We start from the raw sequence: 26,764 nt of genomic DNA, 5'->3' as shown, positions 1-26,764 counted from the left end.
AGAGGAAGGATTGCAATAACGCGGGCTGGCCGCCAACCCCTATTCGGAAATAAAATCGATCTTCTTGAGCATACGCAGGATCATCGTGGCGGATTCGGCCCGCGTCGAAGACGTATTCGGGCTGAGCCTGTCCGCCGATTGTCCTTTAAGAATACCGGCCTGCAAGGCCTCGGCCAGCTCCTCGTGGGCCCACACGCCGCGGTCCGTATCCTTGAATTGGCCAAGCAGCTTCGTCTTCTCTTCTACGGCGACGCTTGCGGATGCGCCGGCGTAGCGCATGGCGCGGACGAGCATGACCGCCATCTCCTGTCGCGTCACGGGACGATCGGGAAGGAAGCTGCCGTCCTGGTATCCGCTCAGGATACCTGATGCCTTCGCGATCGCGACCGAAGGCGCATACCAGGCATCTTCTGCGACGTCCTTGAAGTTGCTGCCGCTTGCCGGCGCCTCGTTCAATCCTAGCGCACGCGTGACGAGCGCGGCGAATTCGGCCCTGGTGATGCCGCGATCGGGTTCAAAGCGATCGGCGCTCGTGCCGCTCACGATCAGACTGCCGGCGAGCTTTTCGATATCCGCCCGAGCCCAATGTCCGGCCAGGTCGGCATACGTTTTGCTCAGCTCGACGACTGTATAGACGCTGTTGCCGGGCCGCATGAATTCGGCTGTGCCGTCACCGACCTTGCCCGGCACGAAGGACAGCGTACCCTCCGTCGGATCGTACAGCGCTACAGTTGCCGAACCCGAAGACGTCTTCTTGACCGGAATGGAACGTTTGACGTAGACGCTGCCGAACTGATCCAGCTTGAACGACTGACCGGCCGCATTCGCGATGACCACGCTGAAGTCGACGGCGTCCGCCAGCAGCGTACCTCCCGCGGAGGCTGCGGCAGCTTCGATCGACTGCGCCTCCTGCTCGCCGAGTTTGCGAATCGAGATTTTAACAGTTAAGCCAGCTGCATCCGTATTCAATTGTTTGGCCGCTTCATCCAGCTTGAGCAGTCCCAGCGGCAGTTCATACGTGCCGTAGTCGCTGATCACCGAGACGGACGCGCCCGGGATGCCCGAAGCTTGCGTCAGCGCCGCTGCCGGTAGCACGGCAAGGCCGGAACGGGCCGTGATCTCGACGTTGGCGGTGCTCGCGAATGCCTGGCGAAGCGTGCCTGCGTCGACAACCCCGTCCGGTCCGATCCGGCCGAGATTCGTACCCTGTCCAACCTGGACCGGAGTCACGGGATTGACGGGGTTCGGATCCGTACCCGGATCCATACCTGGATCCGTACCTGGATCCGTGCCTGGATCCGTACCTGGATCCGTGCCCGGCTCCTCGACCGCCGACTTCGCCGCGAAGACGGCCATGCCATTCGCCGCTACCGAGACGGTCGCGCTGCCGTCCGCCGCGGCGAATTCTGTTCCCGTGCGAAGATCGACCAGCGTCTCGTCCGCGGGTACGGATACCGAAGCATCGGCATCGCCGTTGTTGACGGCGAGCAGCGACCAGCTATCTTGCTCCGACTGCAGACGATACACATCGACGCCGTCTTTGGACGAGATCAGCTCCGTCTGAAGACCCGCCTGTCCCTTGGCCTTCGGATACAGTACCGTGAGATGATTTTGATTCACGTCGGCAGGCACGCGGATATATTCGAGCTTGGTCTCGCCGTCTACCGCAGGTACGATTGCTGGCGCGCGCCCCCATTCCTGACGGATGGCGGCATTCGCCGGCTGAAGCACGGTCGTCTCGAGGTCCATGTTGTACGGTCCCGTAGACTCTACCTTATTGCCGTCGATCTCCGACAGCTTCGAGGCTACGACAGGCAGATTCCAGACCGTGCCGGTGCTGGCTCCCTTGACCTGATCCCAGATGACGACAGCATCAAGGCCCGTTTTAACATAAGCGATGCTCCTCGTGTGCTTGCCCGCCGAGCCTGCGTTCGGGTCTGAGATTCGCAGCGACATCGTATCGATGGCATCGTTGGTCGAGAAGCGCTGGTTGTCGCTGATCGACGGCGTATCCAGATACGAAGCGCTGCCCGCCTTGGCGAATTGCATCGTACTGTGCGAGGACGAGCCCGTATACCAGGCCTTCGTGGTCGCGAAGTAGCTCTCGACGCCCGGATCGAGGACGAGCGGCGTACTCCCTGCGTACAGCGTGAACGATCCCTGATCGAAGTGACCGTGACCGAGCGGCGTCTTGTTGGCCATGATCGACAAGAACGTCTCGTCGGCCGTTCCGAACCCGTCGCGGAACAAGTACACGCCATTCCAGCTGTATTTGTCCGTCGAATTCAGCTTCAGCGGCGTCGAATCTGTCTGGAAGCCGATCGGGGTGAAGAAGCTTTCCATGAGGATCGTCTCCACGCCGTTGGCCGGCAGCGACTCTCCCGCCTTGACCCAGGTCTGGTACATCTGCGAGGCGAGCGCGGCGTTCGTACGGGCGACCTCGTCATAATAGAGACCGAGCAGCGAAAATTCGTTGCCGCCGAGCAGCAGATCGTCGCCGAACGCAGGCGTGCTGATCCCGCCGTTGAAGTAAGCGTACGGAGGCGTCTGCATCGACAGCGTGTACTCGAACATTTGCACAAGCTTCGGGAAGGCGAAAAAGTCTTCTCCCGTCTCGTTTCTGAGCGTCTTGGCGTATATGGCGAGACGCGACAGCACGGCATAGGCGTACCGGATCGATTCCGGCCATTCTCCGTTCGGTCCGATCGTGTAGGTGAGCTGCGCCTTCAGCAATTTGTTCGCGTTCGTAATCAATTGCTTGCTGTTGTCGAGCTCGGGCAGCGCCATCGCGAGCATGGCGGCGCCAATCACCGCGTCCGACTCCCAGTTGCTGGCGCCGATCTGTACGGTGTAATCGTCAAGCTCCGTGCGGTCCCGGCTATCATTCAGGAACGCGTTCAGATAGTTAAGCTTTTTAACCAGGTCGGCATGCTCTTCCGGCGAGAATACGCCGGCGTCCGCAATGAACGTGTACGCCGAGGCGAGGATCGACGCGACCCGTCCGCCCTGCACCTTGCCGTAGGCATCGCTGCCATCCGGTCGCGCATCAGTCAGTTGCCAGTATTCCGCTCCTTGCAGGAAGTCGTTCAGATTCCAGAGGATTCGCTCTTTGGCTTTCTCGGCATACGTGATGTCGCCGGTCACCGCAAAGACGAGCGCGTCCGACTGGATGCTGAGATTGGAATGCGGCCCCATCGTGGACTTCTTGTTGTTGATCAGATCGATGGAGCTGATCGCCGCTCCCGAAGCGCTCTTGTACGTCAAGGTCGCTTTGACGCCGTTCTTCAGCTTGCCGTCGATCTTCGCTGCGAAGCTGAGCGTGTAGCCGAGACCGGCCGTGAGCGGGATATCGCGGTTGTAGGTCCAGCCGCCCTGATCGGCTGCCGTCGGATTCTCGATATAGACGGAACGGCTCCCTTCGGTGCTGAAGTTCGTCCGGTCTTCCCACGTCAGCACCGGATTGCCTTTAATGACCATCGGAGACCATTCGTCAGGCAAGCTCGTTCCCGCCTCGAATCCAGCGTTGGCAAGATCCAGATCCGCGGCGTTGGACGGCGTTATTTTGACGTTGTCGACCCATGCATGACCGAGTCCGGAGACTTCATTGTCCGCCGAATCCAGCGAGAACTTCAACGTGGCGGCGACCGTGCCGGCGGGCGGCGTGAAGGTCAGCGTAGGCGACGCGCTCCAAAGCTTGTATTTGGCATTGAAGGCATCGTAATCCGGCTGGTCCGCGAGAAACGCGGAATAGTCCTGAAGCTCGGCGAGCGACATTTGGTCGGACACGGCCTTCGCTTCGTCGTACTTGGCCTTCAGCGCGGGCGACTGCCCGATCTTGTCGCGCAGTTCCTGAAGCCCTTCCTCTGTAAAATAAAGCGTCGACTCCGGCTCCGCTTCGCTTCTCAGCACCTGGGCGTGTCGCATGTCGTTCATCGCGTCGTATACGCGAACGAGCGCAGCCCCGAGGGTTTCGGCGTTTCCGCCCTGCTTGGCTTGCTCTGCAGCCGACAGGCTCGAAGCCAGCGCGTCGATGCTGCCTTGCGGATATTGTCCGGCCCCGCTCCCTGCTACCGCTCCTTGCCGCAGCGCCTCGGCATCCGCTCGGATCCGTTCGTACTTCGCCTGCAGCTTGGCATCGACCACCTGATTCAGATCGATCTGCAAATAAGGCCGCTTGGCGGCATTGTCGGTATTGTTAGCGTAAATTTCGGATGCCCATGTCGTACCCGGCGCATTATCCAGACTGAGCGAGAGCTTCTTGTCGCCCAGCAGCTCGAGCTGAACCTGGCTGGTCAGATCCACCGTGCCGGCGGCGACCGTGTCTTTTCCGCCCAGCACGAACGTATTGACGATCGGCCCCAGCACCGGGGCGCCGTTTGCAGGGTACGTAAGCGTACCTTCCGTCCAGTCGTCGTTCGTCTCATAGTGAACCTGGGTGGTGTTCGTATCCCACTTGAAGTTGGTTACCTTCATGCTGGCCTTCAGCACGCCGGCGGCAATGGAGGAGAGATCGAACTTCAGATAAGCCGACCGGCCTTCTCCATATATTAACGTATTCCCATTATGCGGAACGGTCTTCTCCGTCACCCAGACGAATGTATCGTCCGAAGGAGAAAGCGTCATCGTGTTGTAGGTTCCCGATAAAATATGATCGTCCGTATACCAGGCAAGCACCGCCTTCAAACCGTACTTGCTGCCAAACGGGTGGGAAGACCTTGCGTAGTGATCGATGGCGAATTGAATGTCCTCGTCGGGTCTTGGCACGAAGTATTCGTGATTTCGGACGAAAGGAACGCTGTACGTGCCGGCCAGTACGTCCTCCGCATGATCGATCTGCTCCTGCACCGCTTGCTTGGCAGCCTTTGTATACATCTCCGGCTCGACCAATAGCTGCGTTCGCGCTTGCCACACAAGCCGTGTCAGTTCCTTGCGGTAGGCAGAGTAGGCCCGCGTGTTCGCAGCCGCATCCACGACCGCATCGGATACGTTCGCGCTGCCGATCAGCATATCGCCGGCGGCCCGCAGCCGCTTCGTTCCGTAATCAAGATCGCCCGTCTCGGATTGGACGATCGCCTCGGCTTTGTAGATCTCCGACGCGAAGGCATCCTTGGCCGATTGAGAGACCTGCCCGGGGCCCGTGCCGACTTCGTAACGGCTGAGCAGCGTCTGCGCTTCCCCGAGGACGCCCTGCAGCGTCAGCAGTTTCGATGGCGTGCGCGGCGCGAGCTTCGGCACGAGGAACTGGACATCCGCTTGGTCCGTGACCGAGCCGTAACTTAGCGTGACCGACATCTTGACAGTGACGTCCTGTCCATCCGGACGGTGAACCGTACCCGTGTCGGAGACGACCTCCGGCTTGTCGGATACCCATGCGATCGTCGAGAAGCCATAGCTCCCCTCCGTCGGCAAGGCCACGTCGTCGTTAACGGTCATGTTGTTGAATTGGCTGAGGATCAGCGCCTTGTCTCGAGCGACCCGTTCTTCGTCCGTCGGCACGGGCTGACGCAAGACGGTCATATTCAAATCGACCGTATCCGTGATCCCTTCGTAGGACAGCGTAGCCGTCAGCGTCACCTGCGGATCCGCGTCCGCGTACCATTCGGGGCGAGTGACCGTGCCTTTATTGCTAATGACAGCGGGCTGATCGGACGACCAGGAGATGGCCGAGTTCAGATCCCCCTCGGCAGGCAGCGTCAGATTGCCCGTCACGGACAAGCCCTCGAAGCGTTCAATGAGCTTGGCCTTGTCGCTCGCGACGCGCTCCGCGGCCGTGATGGCCCGCTGCGTCACAATCTCCAGCACCGGCCGCAAGGCGATCTTCGCGGTATTCTCCTTCGAGACCAGGTCGAAAGACGGGGTCACCGTGTAATCGACCGTGCCGTCCGCCTTGGTCGGAATGAGCGACAGCGTGATCTTCCCGTCACCGGCAACCTCGGCCTTGACGGCTTCCGTCACGTTCAGCGCCATGACGTTGTCAGCATAATAAGGTGCCGAGCATGGATAAGTGCCGCACGCATCGGCGATTGGGCTACCCAGATCGGGATGATTGTTCCAGGTAATCGTGCCCTCCGACCAATCGTCAGCATTGCCTTTGTATACGGCGTAAGTGACCGAGTTGTTATTGTTTTTGTACACTTTGAGCGTTGCGCTCGTGATCGGATCGGTCACGGACGACAAGTCGAACTTGAGCATCGGTTGATTGTTGTTGCCTACGACCATGATGACATTGGATCCAAAGTTGTCGTTGCGCGCGTCCCGCCAGCCGACATACGGATTGATATATGTATCGTCCGTCGGTGCCAGCTTGACGACGACTGTGCTCGTTGCCGCATCAGCAGACGCCCTTGCAGGAATGGCTGCGCCGAGCAGCAGCGTGAAGGCCATCGTTGCAGCCAACAAGCCCGCTGTCGTTCGCTTCCATAAATGAATCATGATTCATCAACCTCCATTGTTTCCTTTGGATGTGCTGCGTCATACCCGGTAAAAATCGATTTCGGTTCCTTCTCAACCATCATTGCAAGCGCTATCAAAATTTGTTGCCGATTTTATCGTCAACCTCCCCGGAATACGAAATTAGACTGATCGCGAATTGCCGCAACGTAAGAATATCATTTGGGCTTCCTGCCATGAATTCGGTTTTTATAGACGAAACCGCTGTTTTTTAAGAGGTTTGCCGTCACGCGAAAAGACCGTCCTCGCGGACGGTCTCACCTGCTGATCGTATGCTGCTCCTAAGCGACACTCAGAAGTCCTTCACGTCCAGATAACCGCTCGACTGGCTGCGTATCGCGGTGATATCCGAATACAATACCGGCGTAATCGCGATGTTATACGCGCCGGTGCCGTTCCGCCGCTCATTGCATACAATCTTGACAGTCCCATCTAGGTAATAGTATTTATCCTGCCATTCCATGTCCCGCTTGTTGCCCGCGCTGTCCAGGTAGTGTAATCCGTCGACAAAATTGTATTGAACGACCGGGTTCGTCTCGGCGTATCTGAACCAGCTGTTGTTCACGCCGATCCTCCCGCCCTGCGCGACGAACAGATTAGTGCCGGTTGTGACGGTGAACGTGGGGAGCATCAGTTGCTGGTTGGGCGCGACCCAATATTCGGGCTCCCACCGGATTTTGTAATATCCTTTTCCCTGCAGGATCACATAGGAGTCCCGGACGAATAACAGCCACTTGCCCGAGATGTACCCGGGCTGATACGCGGTGAGGGAACCGGAGCCCGTCAATGTAATGTTGGCATCCGCGTTCGTCGTCGACGTCTGCGCTCTAGCCTTCAGCCCGTAGCTGTTATACGTGACATAGGTCGGTACGCCGCCCACGGATACCCACGCGCTGTCCGCGTACGCGACAAGGCCGGCCGTCAGCGCGGCGATCAGTACCGCGCAAACCGTCGCTTTGCGCACAAGCCTGCTTCTCAGGAATCGAATCATTTTTCTAGCCTCCTTTCTTTTTTGTAATCGCATTCAGAAACATAGATGGAACCTTCGAATGACTGCGTTGTCTTCGGCGGTAGCTTGAACTCACCCCCCTTACATTCGCGAGTCCGATCTTGGCCCATGCAAAGCGCAATATTTTCCGGTTTGCCGTCCCGCAAGTCGTCTGATACGACTTGCGGGACGGCCCCTTGTAGGTTGTTCGTTAGGTCAGAGCAGTCTGTAGATGACCGCGGCGGATTGGGCACGGGTCGTGTGCGAGAACGGCTCGAACCGATTGCCGTCCGTTCCTTGGATGATGCCCGCGCGTCGGATCGCTTCAACGGCTTCGCGTGCATAGCCGCTGATCGCATCCTGATCGACGAATGCGGTCGAGACTGAGGCTGCAGTCTCCGCATGGCCGATAGCGGTCAATGCACGGTCAACCATAACTGCCATATCTTGACGGGTAATCGGGTCCGACACGCCGAATTTCGTGGCCGACCTGCCGTTGACGATGCCGAGCTTCCGGGCAGCCGTCACTGCGTCGGCGTACCAGGCGCCTTCCGCGACGTCGTTGAACGAACTTCCGGAAGCTGCGACCTCGGCTCCGTTCAGATCCAGCGCTTTCATCAGCATCGCGATGAACTCGGCTCGGGTAACGCTGCGATTCGGATCGAATCGGCCGTTGCCTACGCCTTGAACGACGCCTTTGGCCGCAAGTCCATAGATGGCGTCCTGCGCCCACGGCAGGCCGCCCAGATCGTCGAACGAGATGTCGGTGTAAGCTGCCGCATACTTGCTGAAGTGCTTGGGAACGAACGTTACTTTGCCTGTCGCGGCATCGTACTTGCCGTTCTTGACGACCTCAAGCTTGCCGTCTTCCGAGAGATAGTACAGAACGACTTGATTCGGGTTCTCTCCCGGCTGAAGCGAATAAGGCATCTCCACCGTCACCTCGTTGCCGGTAAACGTATGAATCTCGCTGCCGTTCACATTCAGATGAAAATCATACACGCTCGCTCCGCTTCCCAACTGCGCCAAGGCGTCCGCGGGCAGCTCGTCGCGATCGACCCGGGCTATGCTCAGCTTTATTTGGGTGGCGCCCTCTTTTTCCAGCAGCTTCGAGGTCAGATTGACGGTCGCGAAGCCGGTATCCACCTTTAAGATTTGAACGGCTTTCTTGCCGGCTTCGACGATGGCTGCTACCGGAATGTTCAACTGAACCGATCTCGCGCCTTCGCCGACTTGCGCTGCGATCACGACCGATTGGCCTGCGGCGGCATTTTCAACCGCCTGCAACACATCGGAAGCGAGCACCTGTACGGATGCCGTTCCGTCGGCATCAGCCTTGGCTTCTACCGTTACCGTGTTGTTGGCAACGCTGTGACTTGGCTCCTGCGGGATGGACGGTACCGAAGGGACGGTCGGAGGCACGTAGCCGGACACATAAACCGTCGCCTCTGCGGAGTGCTTGCCGTCCGCGGCGGTCGCCGTAATCGTTGCCGTTCCAGCCGATACCGCCGTGACCTTGCCGTCTTTGTCTATTGTGGCAACGGCATTGTCGCTGGAAGACCAGCTTATCGACCGATCCGCCGCATTTGTCGGAACGACCGTTGCCGTCAACTGTCCGGTCGCACCGGCGACGAGGTTCAGGGCGATCGGGCTAAGGCTAACCGATTCGACCAGAATTACGACCTCGTCGACCGTGACTTGAACGGTCGCCGCAAGCGAAACGTTGTCCGGGTTCGTTACGCCCTCCGGCAGCTTTACGGTACCACTTACCGCAAACGTCTGCTTAGTCTGCACGCCGGCTTCGTAATCCGCGGCGTCTACGTCCCAGACAACCTCCGCTTCCATATTGCCGTTGTTCGTCTCAAGCGTCACCTTGGACGGCAATCCGAGGGCGCTTGCCGTCTTCTCCGTCCCGCTGGCGACGCCCGTGATCGGCGAAGGCGCGACAATGCTGCGCAGAATCTGCGTTGTCCCGGCGTCGGAACCCTGCACGGCAACCGTATACGTCTGCGTCAGGTCCCCGCTCCTGGCAGTGATGGCAAGCGAATTCGGGCCCGGGTAGGACGAATCGATCGTCAGGATCCCTTTGCCTTGATCGATGGACGCTCCCTGTACGCTGTCGTCCAACGACCATTGAATCGTTTGACCGGCAACCGCGTCATCGTACTGATCGATCGCTTCGGCCTTGAAATTGTATCTAACGCTGCCGCTATCCGGTTTGGCCACCTGCTGCGGGCCGGTCACTTCGATGGATGTCGGCGCGCCGTCCGCCAGCGACGCCGGCTTCAACACATACAGCGTGCCGCCGTTCAGATTGGCCTGCACGATGCCTCCGTTCGCTTCCAGCTCGGCGCCGGAGCGCAAATCCACCAGCGACTCGCCGACCGGTATCGTCACCAGTTGGTTCTGATCGCTGTTGTTCGCTGCGATCACGATCCATTTGCCGTCGGACGTATGCGCCTTGTACAGCACGACCGAGCCGTTATCCGACTCCAGCGCTTCCGTCGTCAATCCTTCCTGATCTTTCCCCTTCGGGTACAGAACGGTTAAATAGTTCTCGTTCGCACCCGCTTTTGCACGGATATAGTTCAATTGATGGGCACCGTCGACCGTCGGTGACAGGTCGGTGCTAACGCCCCACTCGGTTTGAATGTCCGGATTTTGCGGCTGGAGAAAGGTCGTCTCCAAATCCATATTATAAAATCCGGTCGATTCCGCCTTGTTTCCGTCTATCGTTGTTCCCGTGGCCGCCACCGGCAGATTAAAGAACGTACCGTCGCTCGCGCCTTGAATGCGGTCCCAGATGACGTAAGCGTCGATGCCGTTCTTGACATAAGCAAGGCTGCGGGTTTGAGTGCCCGCGCCGCCGGCATTCGCAATGCGGGATTGAACGAAATCCAGCGGCCTCGACGCATAAAAATCCGTCAATGCGCTTGTGGTCGGCGTATTTGCGTAGGTGCTGCCATTCTTGAATTGCACCGTGCTGTGCGCCGAAGAACCGACGTACCAATTTTTGCTGTTGGCAAAATAGCTGTCGATGCCCGGATCCATGACGAGCGGGACGCCGTTCGCGTAAAGGATGAACGAGCCCTGGTCGTAATGCCCGTGACCGAGCGCGGTCGAATTCGCCAGATACGAGAGATAGCTTTCGTTCGGGCGTCCGAAGTTGTTCCGGAATTGAACGAGACCCGCTCCCAAATAGGTTTTATTGGATTGCAAATTCGTCCGCACGTTATCCGGATTGTCGAATTTGCCAGGGGCGAAGAAATGCTCCAGCGCCACGCCTTCTCCCCAATACTGCGACGTCTCGTACCCCGATTTCACCCAGGCTTCGTACATCTGCGCGGCCAGCTGCGGATTCGTCTGCGCTACTTCGTTGTAGTAGAGGCCTAAATAGGCGAAGTTGCCGGTATCGGTCATATTGTGGTCTCCGAAGCTCGGCGTGCTGATCCGATTGTCGAAATACGCGTAGGGCGGCGTCTGCACATCCAGGTTGTACTGGTAGATCTTCGCCAGGTTCGAGGACTGGAACCAGTCCTCGCCCGTCAAGTTCCGGAGCGCCTTGGCGAATTCGGACAACCGGGCCTGGAACGCCGTCATATAACGCAACGACTCGGGATAGGAACCGTCGGGATTCACGCCGAACTGCAATTGCGCTTCCAGTACCCGAATGCCGTTGTTCATCCACATGCGAGCATGCGGCAGGTCCGGGAATACCATGGCGAGCGCCGCGGAACCCGCCGCCATGTCCGTCTGCCAGTTGCCGGAGCCGGCGTTGACTTCCTCCAACGATCGTTCTCCTTCATCGCGCAGGTTCCACAGGTCGGTGAGCAGGTACTCAACTTTGGCGAGCAGATCGGCATATTCCTCCGGGCTGAATACGTCCGCGTCCTTGATCATCGTGTAAGCCGCAGCCAACGAACTCGCCACTCGCCCGCCTTGCACGGCGCCGTATGCATCGCTGCCATACGGCCGTGCATTCAGTACGAGCCAATTTTCGACCCCTTGCAGGAAGTCGTTCAATTGGAACAACATTTCGTATTTCGATTTTTCCGCATACGTCTTGTCGCCGGTCACGGCATAAACGATGGAGTCCGTCTGCATGCCCAGTTCGTAATTGAAGCCGGGGAACGACTGCTGATTGGCGCTCGACACGAATTGGCCGAGGTCATTGCCGCTGGCATCCTTGTACGTGACGATCACCTGCACGCCTGCCTTCAGCATGCCGTCCTGCTTGACCGAATACGTCATGTTGTAGCTGCTTCCGGCCGTAAGGGGGAACGTTCCGTCGTACACAAGCGCGGCCTGGTCGCCCGCCGTCGGATTTTCCAGATAGACCGACTGTCCGCCCTCCTGCACGAAGTTCGGCCGCGTCTCCATCCTCATCGTCGGGGAACCTTGCTCAGCGGTCAGATTCCAGTGATCCGGCGCGTCTGTGCCGGATTCAAAGCCCGGATTTTGCACGTCTACCGTGCCGGCAACCGACGAAGGCACCATCCCTACACCGTCGATCCAGACGTGGCCGAGCGGACCGTCGGCTTCGTTGTTCGCCGAAGGCAGCACGAACTTGAGCGTAGCCGAAGCGGTATTGGCGGGCGCCGTGAAGTTTACGTTCTTGATCGTGGACCATGCTTTGTACAAGGAATCGATCTTGTCGTAGTCCAGCTGGTCGGTCAGCAGCGTCTCGGACATCGTCTTGATCTGATCGAGCGTGGTCTGGTCGGCCATCGCCTTCACCTGATCGTACTGCTCCGTCAACTGCGGGTTATTTTTTACTTTGTTCGCGAATCCCTGAAGTTCGGCTGCCGTGAAGTACAGGTTGGAATCCGGCTCGACCTGGCTGCGCAAGATTTGCGACTCCTTCATCTCGCTCATCGCGTCGAACACCTCGACCAGTACGCGGCCGATGTCCGTCGGATTCCCGCTCTCATGAACGGACGATGCCTGGTCCAGTGCCGACTGCAACTTCTCCTCGGCCGCTTGCGGATATTGGCCGACGCCATCGCCGACCGTCGTCCCGTTCAGGAAGGTCTGCGCTAAATTCAGAATATCGCTATACTTGGCCTCAAGCTTGCTTGCCACAGGCAAGTTCGTTACCAGCTTCAGATAAGGCTGTCTGGCCGAATCCGCCGCTTCCTTCGAAAAGAACTCGCCCGGGAAATTGGAGCCGGCATCCTGAACGAGCGTCAGACTAATCTTATTGTCCTTCGCTTGCTCGGACAGAACCGCCGGGGTCAGCGATACCGAAGCCGAACCGTTCTTGCTGCCCAAGTAAAAGGTGCCGAGCAGCGGACCGTGCGCGAGAGCGCCGCCGTCCTGCGGCGCGCCGTTCCAGGTCAGCGTGCCCTCGTTCCACGAATCGTTGTCCTGCAAATAAGTATATACCTTGTTGTTGTCCGTCTTTTTGTTCGAAACGACCAGATCCGCGGACAGGATGTCGCCGGAGACGCCGCTTAGATCGAACTTGAAATAACCGATCCGGCCCGCGTTCTCGTTGCCGCTCAAAATGATCGATCCAACGCTGCCGAACGAGCTCCCGGCGCTGCCGCTGTTGATATAGGTGTCGTCCGTCGGGGCTAGATCTACCTCCTTGTATGCGTCGAACAGGATATGCTGCTTTCTGTACCAATCCAGCGTCGGCTGCAGCCCGTTCGTCATGGTATCGTAGCCCGTGATTTGCGTCGTATAGCTGATCGCGGTTTGAATGTTTTCATCCGGACGCGGGGTGTAGAATGACCGGTTGCGAACGAACGGCACGTCGTAGGTTCCGTTCAATACCGCCTGCGCATGATCGATCTGATCCTGCAGCGCCGCTTTGTCGGCTTTCGTATAGAACGCAGGCTCTACGAGCAGCTGCGCCCGCGCTTGCCATACGAGCACCGTCAAATCGCGGCGATACGCGGAATATTCGAGCAGATTTTTCTTCTCATTGACAACCAGGTTCGAGATCGCGGCGCTCCTCAGAAAGACGCTGCCGGCATCGATCAGATTGTTTACCGCCGCCGTAAAATTTCCGCTACTTTGCTGGTCCGCAGCTTGAGCGGCGGCAATCTGTTGCTGAAAAGCATCCAGATTCGCCTGCGGATATTGGCCGGGCTCGCTGCCGACGGCCGCTCCGTCAGCCGTTTGCTGCGCCAGCGCAATAATAGCGCCTAACGATTCGTGCATCGTCTCGGACGACTCGGACACCACGGGCTCCTTCAGGACCGTGACGGTGACCGTTTTCGTATCCGATGCGGAGCCGTATGTAGCCGTGGCCGTCAAATGAACCGTGGCATCCTCTCCGTCCGCAGGCGGTCTGGTGACCTTCCCGTCGCTGGCGATGACATCCGGATTGTCCGTTTCCCAGGCGATCGCGGAGCCTTCCGCTCCCGCTGACGGCAAGCTTAAGTCCTCGGATACCGTTGTGTTGTCCAGCGCATCCAGGCCGGCCAGATCCAACTGAACCCGATCCGCGTCCGAGAGCGGATTCTGGGTGACGATCTCCAGCACCGGCCACCTAGCCGAGTCTGAATAACGGGAAGAGGCGAAGTCGCTCGGATAAGTGGAACTCACCGCATCCACCTTGCCCAGGTTCAAGGATAAAATTCCGTCTCCCGAAGCGGCATTCCGGACCGCCGTCGTCAGGTCGGCCCTAACAAAGACGTTGGCGGTTGCCGACGATTTGAACTGAGTGAATTCGCCGCCATCCGTGGAGGGAGCCGTCTTGTACGTGATCGAATCGTCCCAGTTGTCGTAGGTCACTTCAACTACAGAGATCGTATTGGCGTTATGATCGTTCTCGTAGAGCTTTAACTGCGCCTGCACGATCGGCTGCGAGATACCGCTTACATCGAATTGCAGATACGTGCTGCGTCCGTTGCCAACGAGCAAATTCTTATCCGCTGCGTGGTTCTCCGCCTCGGCACTCGGGCTCCCGTAGTGAACATAAACGTCAGCTGCGGCCTGAACCGTGGATGTCGTCGTAGCAGCGGACTCCGCAAACGAAGCTCCGGCGTTCGCCAATAGCGAGACCGTCATCACCAGGATCAATAAGATCGGCAATCTTTTTATCAAAATCATTCTCCTCCTTTGGCTCTTGAAACGATGAATTTTGAAACTTGGTAACGCTTTCTAATTTATTGTAAGGAAGTCGTTCCCCTGAGGTATGCACCTTTTTTAATAGATTACTGTAGCTCTTTTAAGATTCGATAGCGGAAGCACGACCCTCGAAGGCGATCCATGCGCGATGAGACGGTTCTGCGCGGAACGGATCAACCGGATAAAGACGATCCCTTGCCGATAAGGAGCCGATAAAAAAAATGGAGTAAGCAATGATGCCATTGCCCACTCCATAAGTAATTATATTGATTTCAGCCCGCATTCGGAGCGTTTACCACAAATACAAATCGTTGCCCTTGAGCTTGAACACGGCCTCCATAAAGTAATAGTCGCCATAGATGATCGCGGTATGGCGATTGTCGTTGTGGTAGGCGGGCGATCCGTTGATCAGAATGCAGTCGCTCTCCTCGCTCCAGTCGCTGCGGACTTCGTCGAGCGTGCGGAGCAGCTTGACCGCCGCGCGCAGATACATGTCCTTCTCGTGCGTGCCGACCGCCTTCGCGATCTCGATCAGGCCGCAGGCGGCGATGGCTTCCGCGGTCGAGTCTTCGTAAGCGGGCTCTTTGGGCTGGCGGAAGTCGATCGGGATAATCCCGCTCTCGGGGATATTCGCGATAAAGTAGTGCGCGATCCGCTGCGCCGTTTGCAGATACTCTATTTTGCCGGTGTGGATGTAGCTCATCATAAAGCCGTAAAGCGCCCACGTTTGCCCGCGCGTCCAGGAAGAAGCTTCCTCATAGCCTTGTCCGCCGTAGGTTCTCACGACGCCTCCGTTCTCCGGATCGAACTCGACGATATGGTTGACGGAGCCGTCCGGACGAACGAACGCCGAAATGGCCGTATCCGCGTGCTTCATCGCGATCTGCTTGAAGCGCGGATCTCCGGTTTCCTCCGAAGCCCAGTACAGGAGCGGGATGTTGAACATGCAATCGACGATCGCCCAGCCTCGCGTGTCCCCGTCCGCCAGATCGTTCCAAGCGCGGATGAAGCCGCCGGCCAGATTGAAGCGTCCGGCCAGCAGGTTGGCCGCGTGCAAAGCGCGCTTCCGGGACGCAGGATTGCCCGTCACCTTGTAGTTGGCGACGCTCGTCGGCAGCCACATGAAGCCGACGTCGTGATGCAGTCCGTAGTAGCCGCGGAAGCATTCGTCCAGCTGCTCCTCGGAGAAGTTAGCGATCTCTTTGTATTTGTCGTCGCCCGTCTCATGGTACATCAGCCACATCATGCCGCCCCAGAAGCCGTTCGTCCACCAGTAGATGCCATCGGTTTCCGTTCCCGTCGGATTGTCCGTGATCCGGTTGTCGTGCGTTCCGTACACGGTCGTGTACGGAATCTTGCGCTTTGATTTTTCGCTCACCCAAGCCAGCTTCGTTCGGATTTTTCCGACGACGCCTTCCAGCCATTGTTGATCGCTGTCCTGCAGCAGCATGATCTCTCGCCTGCCTCTTTTACGATATATTCGACCTTAATGACTCTAAGTCTAGCATGGCCCATGGACGTTACTTATGCTGTTTTCTTTAGATCTAAGGTCAATTTTTTCACAGATTTGGCCGTTCTTCGCGAATCGGTCCCTTCGGGCATACATACCCGCTTCTCCCGGCAGCGGCTCCGCCTTCAAGGCAGTCGGCAGCTCGATGCGGACCGTATCGCCGTCCGCCCGCTCCCTCCCGCTCGTGCGGGACGTCGGTTACAACAGGGTCGAAGGAATTTACGCGCATCACGACCGAACGCTGGACTTCGACGTTTTTTTCTTCGTCGCAGGGAGTAGAGGAAGGAATCGAATATATCGCGAAGGCAGGCGAATACCTTTTCTTGCGGGGCAGGCTTAATCATTGGAGCGTTCCGTTCTATTGAAGCGTCGAGGCGCCTCTCAAACGTTTCTCCGCTCCTGCCGATATTCGTTAGGGATCTTGCCGTACGTCTTTTTGAACACGTCGCTGAAGTGGCGGGCGTTGTTGTAGCCGACCTTCTCCGCGACCTCGTACATCATCAAGTCCGTATGCTCGAGCAGGCGCGCCGCGTGCCGCATCCGGACATCGGTCACATACGGTTTGAAGTTCTCGTTCATCTGCTTCTTGAAAAAGGTGCTGAAGTAGTACGGATTCATATAGGCGATCGCCGCCACCGATTCAAGCGTCAGCTCGTCGGCGTAATGCTCCTCGATATATTGCCTGATCCGGGCGAGCAGCATCTTGTCCCGGTTGCCCGTCCGGTTGTCGATGCGTTCCGACAGCTCCTCCACCATGTCCCGCACGACCTGAGCCATCGCGGCGAACGTCTCGCAGTCTCCGAGGCGTGCCTGGAGCCCCTGAATGTCGAACCCTCCATCTCCTACCGCCACGCCGGACTTGCGGATCTCCTGTACGACGGCGAGCATCGAAGAAAAAGCCGTGGATACCGCGAGCGTCTTGCTGCCCGCGGCAGCCGCGCGGATCAGGGCTAACAGCCTTTCGAGCGCGTCCAGCGCCTCCTTGCGGCTGCGGCCGATCAGCGCCTGGACGATCTCCGTCCGCAGCCGGTACAGCTCGCTCTCGTCCGCTGCCGCGGGCGCGCCCTCCGCGTACGGCAGCACTTTGTTTAGTCCCTCGAAGTACTTCATCTGCAGCGCCTGTCCCGCCTTGGCACAGCTGTCCGTGACGCGCGACAGCTCCCGCACGGGCGGCCCGATCCCGACCGATACGTCCAGCTTCAAGTAAGTGTTGATCTTGGTCTTGATATCCTGCGCGATCTCGAAGGGCTTCGCTGCCTCGCTATGGGCGATGACGACCGTACGGCAGCCGTCCTTGCCGAAAAATTGCCCGACGCCCGGATCGACGATGAGTTCCGCCAGCATATTGTCCACGGCGAACTCGACGAGCTTGCGCTCCTGCTCGGTCCATCGTCCGGCGCTGCCGCCAAGACGCTCGATCGATACGGACAGCGCGGTGAAGAATGGCGTGCGGAACGCTTCGTTCAGCATGCGGTAAGCATCGGAGCGTGGCGACAGGCCGCCCTCCGCCAGCCGGCTCAAGCCCTCCTGCAGCTCCTCGGCTCTCCGCTTTTCCTCCAGATGCCTCAGCTTGTCCTTGCGCCGGGTATCCTCGCCCGCCTCCCGGATCAATGCCGTCGCCTTAGCCAAAGCCCCTTCGAGCTGCTCTTTCTCGATGGGCTTGATCAAATAGTCCACGGCTCCGAGCGAGAGCGCCTCCTTCGCGTAGGCGAACTCCTGGTAAGCGCTGATGAAGATCGTTTTTACTGGCAAGCCCCGCGCCGCGATCGTACGCAGAATATCGATGCCCGTACGGTGCGGCATGCTGATGTCACTGACGACGATGTCCGGATCGAGCGAAGCGATCAGCGCCTCCAGCTCGGCGCCGTCCCCTGCCTGACCGACGATCTCCATGCCGAGCGCCTCCCACGGGAGGAGCTTGCGAAGCCCCTTCAGAATGATCGGCTCGTCATCCGCGATCAGTATTCGTATCGTCACGTCCTTCGCCTCCTTCGCCAATGGGGAAAATCATCTGAACCGACGTCCCGATGCCGGGCCGGCTGCTGATCGAAAGACCGTAGTTCGCACCGTACATGGCCCGTATCCGATCCTGCACGTTTTTCAGGCCGATGCTGCGCGAAGCCGGCTCCGGATAGTTCAGCCTGGCCTTCAGAGCTGCAAGCACGGACGGCTCCATCCCGACGCCGTCGTCGTAGACGATGACGACAAGCCTGTCTTCTTCAGCTTCGATCGTCACTCGGACCACGCCTTTGCCGCCGTTGGGCAGCAGGCCGTGCTGGACCGCGTTCTCGACGATCGGCTGCAGCGACAGCTTCGGGATCGTCCATTCCAGATCGACGTCCGACGCGATGTCGCAGCCGAGCTCGATCCTGCTCTCGTACCGAACCTTGATAATATTAAAGTAATTGTGAAGGTGGTCGAGCTCGCGGCGGATCGACACCGAATCTTCGCCGTAGTCGATGACGTACTGCAGTTGCCGGGACAGCGAGCGGATCATGTCGCCGACTTCCGCCGCGTCGCTGGCCACCGCGTTCATGCGGATGACCTCAAGCGTGTTGTACAGATAGTGCGGACGAATCTGGCTCTTCAGCGCATTCAGCTCGGTCTGCTTCTGCTTGATCTCGGCCACGTAGGCCTCGTCGATAAACGTTCGGAGGCGGTCCACCATCCGGTTGAAGCCGTGCGACAGTCGCCCGACCTCGTCAAGTCCGCCCGGGAGAGGCGCGATGTCAAGATTGCCCGACTCGACCTTGATCATCTGCCTGATGACGCTGCGGATCGGATCCGACAGCCGGCGCGAGAACCAGATGCCCATGCCGATCAGGACCGCTGCGCATATGCCGATGGCAGTCAGCACCGCAGTACGCGTTGAGGTGAGGCGTTCGTACAGATCGCGCTTCGAGAGGCGTATGATGACCTTTCCGTTCAAGAAAGGGATATCCTGGCTGAATATAAGCATGTCATCCTTGGGCGCAAAACCGTCCTTTAGCCGTTCGCCGGCATCGCCGCGGTTGCTGTAGTAAACGTAGCCCTGGCCGTCCAGCACATAAAGCTCGTCTTTCGGCCCGAGGTTCAATTCACGGAAAAGATCGCTCATGACGGCTGCATCCACGTCGAAAAACAACGTGCCGACCACCTTCGGCACGCTGAGGTCCGTCCCGGACGTGTCGATCAGATTGCGCCCGACGGTGATGACCTGCCGTCCCGCGTCCGCGTAGTAGATCTCTTGGTGCGTCGGGTACAGCACGAGCTTGCGCGGATTCGCCTCGAGCGGCGCCAGCCACTCTGCAAGATTCAGACGTTCGGGCCGGAACGCCTTGTTGTCGCGCGTCTGGCGGTACAGCTTGCCGTCTGACGCGCGGACGAAAAAAGCGTTGCGTATATACGTGTCGCTGTAGAGCACCGTAGACAGGAAGTCGTCGATCGACATCTGGTTGATGCGCTCCTGCTCGTTCACGCTGACACTGACGCTGTGACCCAAACCCAGATTAGACCCGTCCGTCGTGCCGACGTACATCAGCTTGGAGACTTCGTTGTATTTGGCATAAATGCTGTCCAGATTCGTGCCCATATAATAGCTCATCTGCTCCAGGTTATTCACCGTATTTTGCTCGACATGCGACGTGAACGTCTTGAGCGAGAAGATGCTGAGCGCGATCATCGGCAGCAGCCCGACGAACAGGAACGCGGCCGAGAACCTGACGAACAGACTGTGCGACCATCTTCGCATAAGCGCTCTCTCCCTTCTCTTCAGGTCACTTCTATCATACAAACAAAGTCGCGGATCACGAAACGAAAAAACGGGCGGACACACGGAATTTTCCGTATGCCCCCCGGTTGAGACGGTTCGCAAGCAAAACCGTTATTTGGAGGCTTATCCCTTGACCGCGCCTGTCGCGATCCCTTTGACGAAGTACTTTTGCAGCAGCAGGAACACGATCAGGATCGGTACGATCGACATTGCCGTGCCGGCGAAGATCATGTCCCATCGCGACGAGAACTCGCCGACATAGTAGAAAATCTCGACGATCATCGTCTTCGGCTTGCCTGAAGGCAGTACGAGCATCGGCATGAGGAAGTCGTTCCAGACGCCTAGTCCGTTCAGTACGACCATGCTGGCCGTACAGGGACCTAGCAGCGGGAACACGATCCGAAAGAAGATGCCGTACTTGGAGCTTCCATCGATCGCGGCGGACTCTTCGATCTCGCGCGGGATTCCCTTCAGGAAGCTCGTATAGAGCAATGCGCCGAAGCCAACCGAGCCTGAGACGTAGATGACGATCGGCCCGACGAGGCTGCCGTACATGCCGAACATCTTGAGTTCCTTGAAAAGCGGGATCATATAGGCTTGGAACGGAATCATCATACCCGCCAGGTAGTAGACGAACACATAGTTCGTCCACTTGGCGTTCGAGCGCTCGATCGCGTACCCGGCCATCGGGATGACGAGCACCATGAACAGAATCGAGACGGCTGTCAGGATCAGACTGTTCACGATTGCCCGCGGGAACTCCGTTTCCGTCAGCAGATATCGGAAGCTGTCCAGATACAATCCCTTCGGGAAGGCAATCGCATCGCGCAAAATCTCCGAATTGCTCTTAAAAGCCGACATCAGATTGAAAAAAATCGGGAAGAAGAACACGATCGCGATTAGCAGCGCCACGGTGAACAGCACGATGTCCGCCGTCTTTCTTCGCTTTTCCATTTAGAGCTGCACCTCCCTTTTGCGAAGGAGCTTGACCTGGACGACCGTGATGACAAGGATGATCAGGAACAGCACCATCGCCATCGCCGTGCCGAAGCCCTGGCGCAGCTCGCCGAAGCCGACCTTGTAGACGATGTAGGTCAGCGTCTCGGTCGCAAAGCCCGGTCCGCCGTCGGTCATGACCGCGATTTGATCGAAGATCTTGAGCGAGGAGATCATCGAGAGGACGGAGCAGACCGTGAGCGATCCCGCGAGCATGGGGAACGTGATATTGCGGAACTGCTGCCAGCGGTACGCGCCGGCGGTCGCCGCCGCCTCGTTCATCTCCTGCGGAATGCCCTGCAGCCCTGCCAGGTAGATAATCATATAATATCCCGCCTGTTTCCATACGGTGGACAGAATGATCGACACCAACGCGAACTTGGGGCTGCCGAGCCAGTCCGCCTTCATCGACCCGAGTCCGATCGTGTCGAGCAACTGGTTCAGGACGCCGAAGTTGTAGTTCAAGATAATCGTCCAGACGAACCCCATGACGATGCCGCTGAGCAGAACGGGAAAATAGAACACGCTTCGGAACAGATTGCGGGCCCAACGGACCTGATCGACGATGATCGCGAGCGCGATGGCGACCACGTTCTCCAGAACGACCAGGACAAGCGTCAGGATGAGCGTGTTCTTCAGCGCGTTGCGCACCCGCTCGCTGTTCCAAATCTCCGTGAAATTGTCGAAGCCGATAAAACGGATATGATCGCTGACGCCGTCCCAGGACGTGAAGCTGAGATAGGCGCTGCTGAGCGTAGGCGCGATGACAAATAAAGTGTACAGCGCGAGCGACGGGATCAGGAAGATCAGCGTGTGGCTCGCCCATTTTCTTTTCTTTTTGACTGCGTTCGCAGCGCGGGCCTTGCTGCCCGACAGATAGCTGGTCGTATGGTCCATGCTCGGATACCTCCAAGTCGTGCCGGTAAAAGGAGAGCCTGCGCGTCGCGCGAAGGCTGCTCCGGTTCCTGTGGCCGAACGGCCGTCCGGAGGCGCGAATGTCGTTGCCTGACGGCCGTTCAAACGCATTTTATTGCTGGGCGTTCGCTTTAACTTCGGTGTCGTACTCTTCGTCAGCCTTTTTCATGTATTCCTTGACGTCGCCGTTTTTGAGCACCAGATCCTGCATGAGCTTGTAATACCAGTTGCGGAACTGCGGCGGGATTTGGTTCTCGCCCCACCAGTTGTTGATTGCGAGCGACTTCTTGACGTTCGGATCCGCGACCAGCTTCAGCACGTCCTGCATCTGCGGCAGAGATTCATACTGAATTTCTTCCTTGGTCGATGGAATGCCGTTGGCCGATTGCAGATACTTGGCGTACTGCTCCTTGGAGAAGAAGAATTTGATGAAGGTCTTCATCGCTTCGGTCTTGTCAGCGTCCTTGGCCGCTTCTGCAGACAAGCTCCAACCCGCCGGCGAAGGAAGACCGATGACATTGACGTTGCCTTGACGGTCCGGCAGCGCGTAGAAACCAAAATCGAAGTTCGGATCCGCGTCGTGAATCTGCGTGAACATCCAAGGTCCGGAATACAGCTGGGCCGCCTTGCCGGAGACGAGAATCGACGCGGTCTGATTGTCGGCGGTGGAGAGCCAGCCCTTGTCGACGTACTTGGTGAAAAGCTCCTTGTAGTCGGTCATGGCCTGTACGGGGCCGGCGTCCGTGAAGCTGGCCTGCTTCGCCGTGCGCTTGCTGTTCCAGTCCGGATCGTTCACGTACACATCGTCGATCAAAAATTTATTGAGCCAGAAGCCCATGTGGAAAATATCCTTGCCGCCAACGACGATCGGGGTGATGCCGGTCGCCTTCAGTTTTTCCTGCGCGGCGAGGAACTCGTCGTATGTCTTCGGCAGCTCGGTGATGCCGGCGTCGGCATACGCTTTTTTGCTGTATATGATGCCCATTGGCGCATTCAGCGTGATCGGCGCGTTATACTTCTTGCCGTTCACCTCCGGAACGCTGGAGAACAGATCCAACAGGTCCGCGGGCAGCTCGACGATCTTGCCGGACTTGGCGAAGATCTCCGTATCCCGCATTTCCACGAGATCCGGGAATTCGTCGACCGCGTCCTTCGTCTTCAGCCAGTCCAAGTACGAGGAGGTTGTACCTTCGCTGATATCTTTAATCTTGATGTTCGGGTTCGCCTTCATGAACGCTTCGATCGTATCTGCGACGGCCTTCTTCGTCGCCGGGTCGCCGGTCGCGTAGCCGATCGTGAAGCTGACGTCCTTCGCGGGAGCGGATGCGGACGAGCTTGCCGAAGTGGCGGAGGACGAAGGCGGCGCTGATGACGATGCGGTCGAGCCACCGTTGTTATTGCCGTTGCCGCCGCAGGCCGCGAGCGCGAGCGTGAGCGCGAGGGCTGGCGCCGCAACTTGAACAATACGTTTTTTTGCCGAGTTGGCCATTTGGAATAAAGCCTCCCTTTTCTATGACTCTCCAATTCGGAACGGTCCGGGATGTGCGCATCATCGTCGGTTAAGGCGTTTCCTTGAAAATATCGTAACATTCCCCGGACGCTCGACCAATGAAGTTTTTAAAGACGGATATGCGCCCTTTTTAAGGTCGAGATGCGGATTTTTCAGTGAGATACGCCGCCCAGCCATGCAAAAAAAAGACGAATAGTGATACTGCCTAACTTCGTCTCAAGCATTTTGCTACCCTAGATCGAGATTGTCCTTCCGTATCAGGCTGACCCATGGCCGGACGATTTATGGTGATAGAGAGGCGTCACTAAATTAAAAAGAACCCGCAAGCTATGCGGGCCCCGGTTAGATGTCAACGGAAGGCTTTGGCATCGCCATCCTATGCGTCGTCAAGCATCACTTCGAGAAACGCAGCTCTCTTGTGCTCGTCTCGAACTTTCGTCCCCAATCCGTCCCCAAACGCAAATTGTCGGTCAACAGCTCACCAATAAGTTAAAAGGCAAAAAACAAAAAAAACTTGCTACGCAAGGATTCAGGCTATTGTATGTGTGGTGGAGCCAAGGGGGATCGGACCCCTGACCTCATTGCTGCCAGAGATGACCTACATTCTATAACTAGCTCACTCAGTTTCTTAACTGCTCATATCCGTGCTTAATGTTCTCTTTTTAATAACTTTCAAGACATACCTCAGTCTAATATCCACAATGCGTCGGTAAATATTCAATTCAGATTTTTTGACCATCCCGCGTGACATAAAAATCATGAGTTTACTATGGTTAACTGTTCCGTATTTTTCAACTGCATTTGAGCCCAGCAATTTATGTAAACTCTCACCTGAAATGAAGGGATCTTGGATTAATGATGATATAGTCCCCTGATCTAACTTTATTTTTTCACCTGGAATAAGTTTGTGTTGCAATTGTTTCCTAATCGTTTCCCACTCAAATTGTAATAATGCAAATTTATTCTTAGCAGCTTTCCACTCTGTTAATTGCTCGGATAAGTTAAGTTTTTTTGCTTTTTCATTATACTCAATAATCCTATCTATACTGTCTTGCATATTATTATTTGGCGTGAATCGAAGGATGGGGCACTGCGGTAAAATCCTATTCTGCAAAAGCTTTTGATCACTCTCCACAATGTTTCTCCACTTAACGTCCACAACTACTGGAAGTACTCCAACTTGCATCAGATAGTCCTTCAGTGCTTCCTTATCTTCCTCAAATATACGAATTGACTCAAAGTATCCTGCAACTCCCTCCGTTCTCCAATAAAACTTCCTTAAGTTATTTTCGACTTGGAATTGCTTAATAAGATTTCTCAGAATATCTAGTTGCTTGCTGGCTTCAATCTTAGCCAGGTATTTACCGTTATCTAAAAAAAACTTCAGTGAATTCAAGGGGTCCATTGTACCTCCTCATGAGATCGTGTGTTAGTTACTCACCTCTTTTCCTTTCCATTTTTAACATTAAATAAACGGGAACTAAAAAGTAAATTATGCACACCTGGAAGGCAGACTGATATGTATACTCATTACTCATAAAATCAAATTTCGAGTCAAGTGAGTACTTGGCATCGTATAAAAGATAAATCCCTAGTAAGGAGTTAATATAGTATGCAAACCATCAAACAGTCCCTCAAGAGCCTCATAGGCATAGTTCTCCTTGCTTTATTGGGATTGTATCTCGAGCACGGAATCTTTCCCCACAATACAAATGCTTCGCGTTCCTATCAATTTTTCACAGATGCTGCACAATATTTACTTATGTATTTTATGTTTGTTGGCGGAACAATTATTGGTCTAATTCCACTCCAGGGAAAAAGCGAAAAAGCATTTAAGCGAATTGCTTTGTTTGTTCTATCTCCTGCGTTGCTATTTGCTGGCGTTATTGATAGGTTGAGAAATGTTCTTACCCATTCCTACGCCATTGCGTTAGCGGCCATTATTTCGGTAATCTCAGCAGCTGTATCCGTGCTCGGTCTTGCCTATGCGACGTCGTTTGCGGCTGAGAATCTTCATGTTATCAGCGGAATTAGAATAAATGCCTACTACTATATTTCCGGCATAATTTTCGGGTTTACTTATTTCTTTACTGCAAAAATTGCTTTTAAATATGGTTATAAGTTCGTATTTCAAGTAGAGCCAAGGATTTATTCCAATAAGCAGGCCACCCTAATTACGATCGGTCTAACTACAGCAATGGCACTCACTGTCCATTCTTGTGTAGAAATCATTGCTTTTGAAGAAAGCATTAAAGAATCTTTAGAATCTATAAAAGAGGGTCTACTCTGTTTTTCAGCTATAGCCGGCATTATTGAACTAAAAAAACACTTAAAGGCAAGAAACAAATCGGACTAGGTTGTTCTAAGTGGGGATTATAGTAAATTTTGGTCGCGTTCGCTAAAGCAATCGTTAGCTAATTGAACCAGCGAGGAATTTTCTAATTTTTCACTGTCACCGGTTATTATGGAGCGAGTCTAAACCTATCGCTTGGCAGTTTTGCAATTCAGAAATACGCTTAAGTTCAATGAATCCCGTCTAAGCTTATTTCTTCGAAGAACATTTTTTCATTTTTCTCTCTTTGCACCATTAAATGAAACTTCAGAATCAACATAACCCGCTTGTTTAACACATTCCTTCCATGTAGCTAAATCAATCCAGTAGTTTTTCTTTTTTGATTCAACTCCAAACTTAACTAGTGCGCACTTAATTGTGGTAGTTAAGTCCTGCATCCCAACTTCCATATCTCCCCTGAAGCCCTCCTCTTGCCTTACTAAAGCAAAAGCCTCAAATAAATCTTTTGCACAATGCTCAAGTCTCATCCCTTCCGCATACGCTTCAGGATAATAATATCTTGTGTATGTCCATCCACTTCCTTCGGGATATTCAAGCGTATCATAACCATTGAGACAAACTCGAAAATCTTCCACTGTTTTTGCTCCAAACAATTCATGCTCTTTAATCATAAATCTACCTACTATGTGATTCTTACCTTCAACGATATAAGCTGATTTAGTCGATTTAAGTTCCGGCTGACCTATCAATAAAACAATTAACTTGACCTGAATAGCGTCTAAGGAATTATATAAATCAATCAGCCATTTATAGTGTGCATCAAGCAATGACTGTGCCTCGTCTATAATGATCACTACTTGTTTATATTTAGACTTCTCACCTTTCTCTTGTAAAAATTTTGAAAGTCGATCGAATTTTTGATTTTTTTTACCGGCGAATGGGTAACTATGTCCAACCCACTTCAGTAACAATTCATAAAAATGCTCTTCGTTAGCTGTAAGTTTATGCTTAGCTGGGATAAAAAAGTTAGGCAACTCACCAGCATATCGATGATCTAATACTTTTTGGATGTAACTTATAGCCTGTGTCTTGCCGCGTCTTTGTCGTCCATATACTATTCCACCTGGGGATCTAACCTCTATCCATTCAACTAACTTCTTCAAAAGTTTCTTAATTTCATTGGTTGGCAACAAATATGCGTCTAATTCAAGATCATGTGTACCCGCAGGTATTGAGGGCCTTTCCGCTTCCCTACTTTGTCCAACAACCAC

At 55.7% G+C, this 26,764-nt stretch carries 12 protein-coding genes; 1 reads left to right on the top strand and 11 read right to left on the bottom strand.

Going from position 1 to position 26,764, the window contains the following annotated elements; translation table 11 throughout:
- Positions 1-39 precede the first annotated feature (39 nt).
- From KVT38_RS00565 to KVT38_RS00520, 10 genes are all read right to left on the bottom strand, one after another.
- Complete coding sequence (locus tag KVT38_RS00565) at positions 40-6,432, bottom strand: immunoglobulin-like domain-containing protein (RefSeq protein ID WP_217591730.1); 6,393 nt, start codon at positions 6,430-6,432, stop codon at positions 40-42.
- A gap of 310 nt (positions 6,433-6,742) precedes the next feature.
- Positions 6,743-7,441: a hypothetical protein gene (locus KVT38_RS00560; protein ID WP_217591729.1), complete on the bottom strand. Its 699-nt coding sequence runs from the start codon at positions 7,439-7,441 to the stop codon at positions 6,743-6,745.
- Between the two features lie 213 nt (positions 7,442-7,654).
- Positions 7,655-14,494 (bottom strand): CBM96 family carbohydrate-binding protein, encoded by a 6,840-nt coding sequence (locus KVT38_RS00555; protein ID WP_217591728.1) that lies wholly within the window; start codon positions 14,492-14,494, stop codon positions 7,655-7,657.
- A gap of 316 nt (positions 14,495-14,810) precedes the next feature.
- Positions 14,811-15,968 (bottom strand): glycoside hydrolase family 88 protein, encoded by a 1,158-nt coding sequence (locus KVT38_RS00550; protein WP_217591727.1) that lies wholly within the window; start codon positions 15,966-15,968, stop codon positions 14,811-14,813.
- A 441-nt stretch (positions 15,969-16,409) separates the two neighbouring features.
- On the bottom strand, positions 16,410-18,005 hold the full coding sequence (locus tag KVT38_RS00545) for a response regulator transcription factor (RefSeq protein ID WP_217591726.1): 1,596 nt from the start codon (positions 18,003-18,005) through the stop codon (positions 16,410-16,412).
- Positions 17,977-19,758 carry a cache domain-containing sensor histidine kinase gene (locus KVT38_RS00540; protein ID WP_217591725.1) on the bottom strand — a complete coding sequence of 594 codons (1,782 nt, stop codon included), beginning with the start codon at positions 19,756-19,758 and terminating at the stop codon, positions 17,977-17,979. Before KVT38_RS00540 ends, KVT38_RS00545 begins: the two co-directional genes overlap by 29 nt.
- Positions 19,759-19,902: 144 nt before the next feature.
- Positions 19,903-20,733, bottom strand: a complete 831-nt coding sequence (locus KVT38_RS00535) for a carbohydrate ABC transporter permease (RefSeq protein WP_217591724.1) — start codon at positions 20,731-20,733, stop codon at positions 19,903-19,905.
- Positions 20,734-21,672, bottom strand: coding sequence for a carbohydrate ABC transporter permease (locus KVT38_RS00530; protein ID WP_217591723.1), 939 nt, complete (start codon positions 21,670-21,672; stop codon positions 20,734-20,736).
- Positions 21,673-21,802: 130 nt separating this feature from the next.
- Positions 21,803-23,179, bottom strand: coding sequence for an ABC transporter substrate-binding protein (locus KVT38_RS00525; RefSeq protein ID WP_217591722.1), 1,377 nt, complete (start codon positions 23,177-23,179; stop codon positions 21,803-21,805).
- A 649-nt stretch (positions 23,180-23,828) separates the two neighbouring features.
- Positions 23,829-24,596 (bottom strand): hypothetical protein, encoded by a 768-nt coding sequence (locus tag KVT38_RS00520; RefSeq protein ID WP_217591721.1) that lies wholly within the window; start codon positions 24,594-24,596, stop codon positions 23,829-23,831.
- 216 nt (positions 24,597-24,812) lie between these two features.
- On the opposite strand from KVT38_RS00520, the gene KVT38_RS00515 reads away from it, so the two are divergent.
- Complete coding sequence (locus KVT38_RS00515; protein WP_217591720.1) at positions 24,813-25,556, top strand: phosphoethanolamine transferase CptA; 744 nt, start codon at positions 24,813-24,815, stop codon at positions 25,554-25,556.
- A 209-nt stretch (positions 25,557-25,765) separates the two neighbouring features.
- Here the strand turns inward: KVT38_RS00515 and KVT38_RS00510 are convergent, their stop codons facing one another.
- Positions 25,766-26,764: an ATP-binding protein gene (locus KVT38_RS00510; protein WP_217591719.1), complete on the bottom strand. Its 999-nt coding sequence runs from the start codon at positions 26,762-26,764 to the stop codon at positions 25,766-25,768.

The organism is Cohnella sp. GbtcB17 (assembly GCF_019091135.1).
Lineage (GTDB): Bacteria > Bacillota > Bacilli > Paenibacillales > Paenibacillaceae > Cohnella.
Note: the sequence above shows the minus strand (reverse complement) of the source record. Positions and strands in the feature narration are given on the sequence as shown.

What these genes read in the sequence shown, in the direction of transcription:
- KVT38_RS00565 (WP_217591730.1), bottom strand. Translation starts at nt 6,432, where the DNA reads ATGATTCATTTATGGAAGCGAACGACAGCGGGCTTGTTGGCTGCAACG.
- KVT38_RS00560 (WP_217591729.1), bottom strand. Translation starts at nt 7,441, where the DNA reads ATGATTCGATTCCTGAGAAGCAGGCTTGTGCGCAAAGCGACGGTTTGC.
- KVT38_RS00550 (WP_217591727.1), bottom strand. Translation starts at nt 15,968, where the DNA reads ATGCTGCTGCAGGACAGCGATCAACAATGGCTGGAAGGCGTCGTCGGA.
- KVT38_RS00540 (WP_217591725.1), bottom strand. Translation starts at nt 19,758, where the DNA reads ATGCGAAGATGGTCGCACAGTCTGTTCGTCAGGTTCTCGGCCGCGTTC.
- KVT38_RS00535 (WP_217591724.1), bottom strand. Translation starts at nt 20,733, where the DNA reads ATGGAAAAGCGAAGAAAGACGGCGGACATCGTGCTGTTCACCGTGGCG.
- KVT38_RS00530 (WP_217591723.1), bottom strand. Translation starts at nt 21,672, where the DNA reads ATGGACCATACGACCAGCTATCTGTCGGGCAGCAAGGCCCGCGCTGCG.
- KVT38_RS00525 (WP_217591722.1), bottom strand. Translation starts at nt 23,179, where the DNA reads ATGGCCAACTCGGCAAAAAAACGTATTGTTCAAGTTGCGGCGCCAGCC.
- KVT38_RS00515 (WP_217591720.1), top strand. Translation starts at nt 24,813, where the DNA reads ATGCAAACCATCAAACAGTCCCTCAAGAGCCTCATAGGCATAGTTCTC.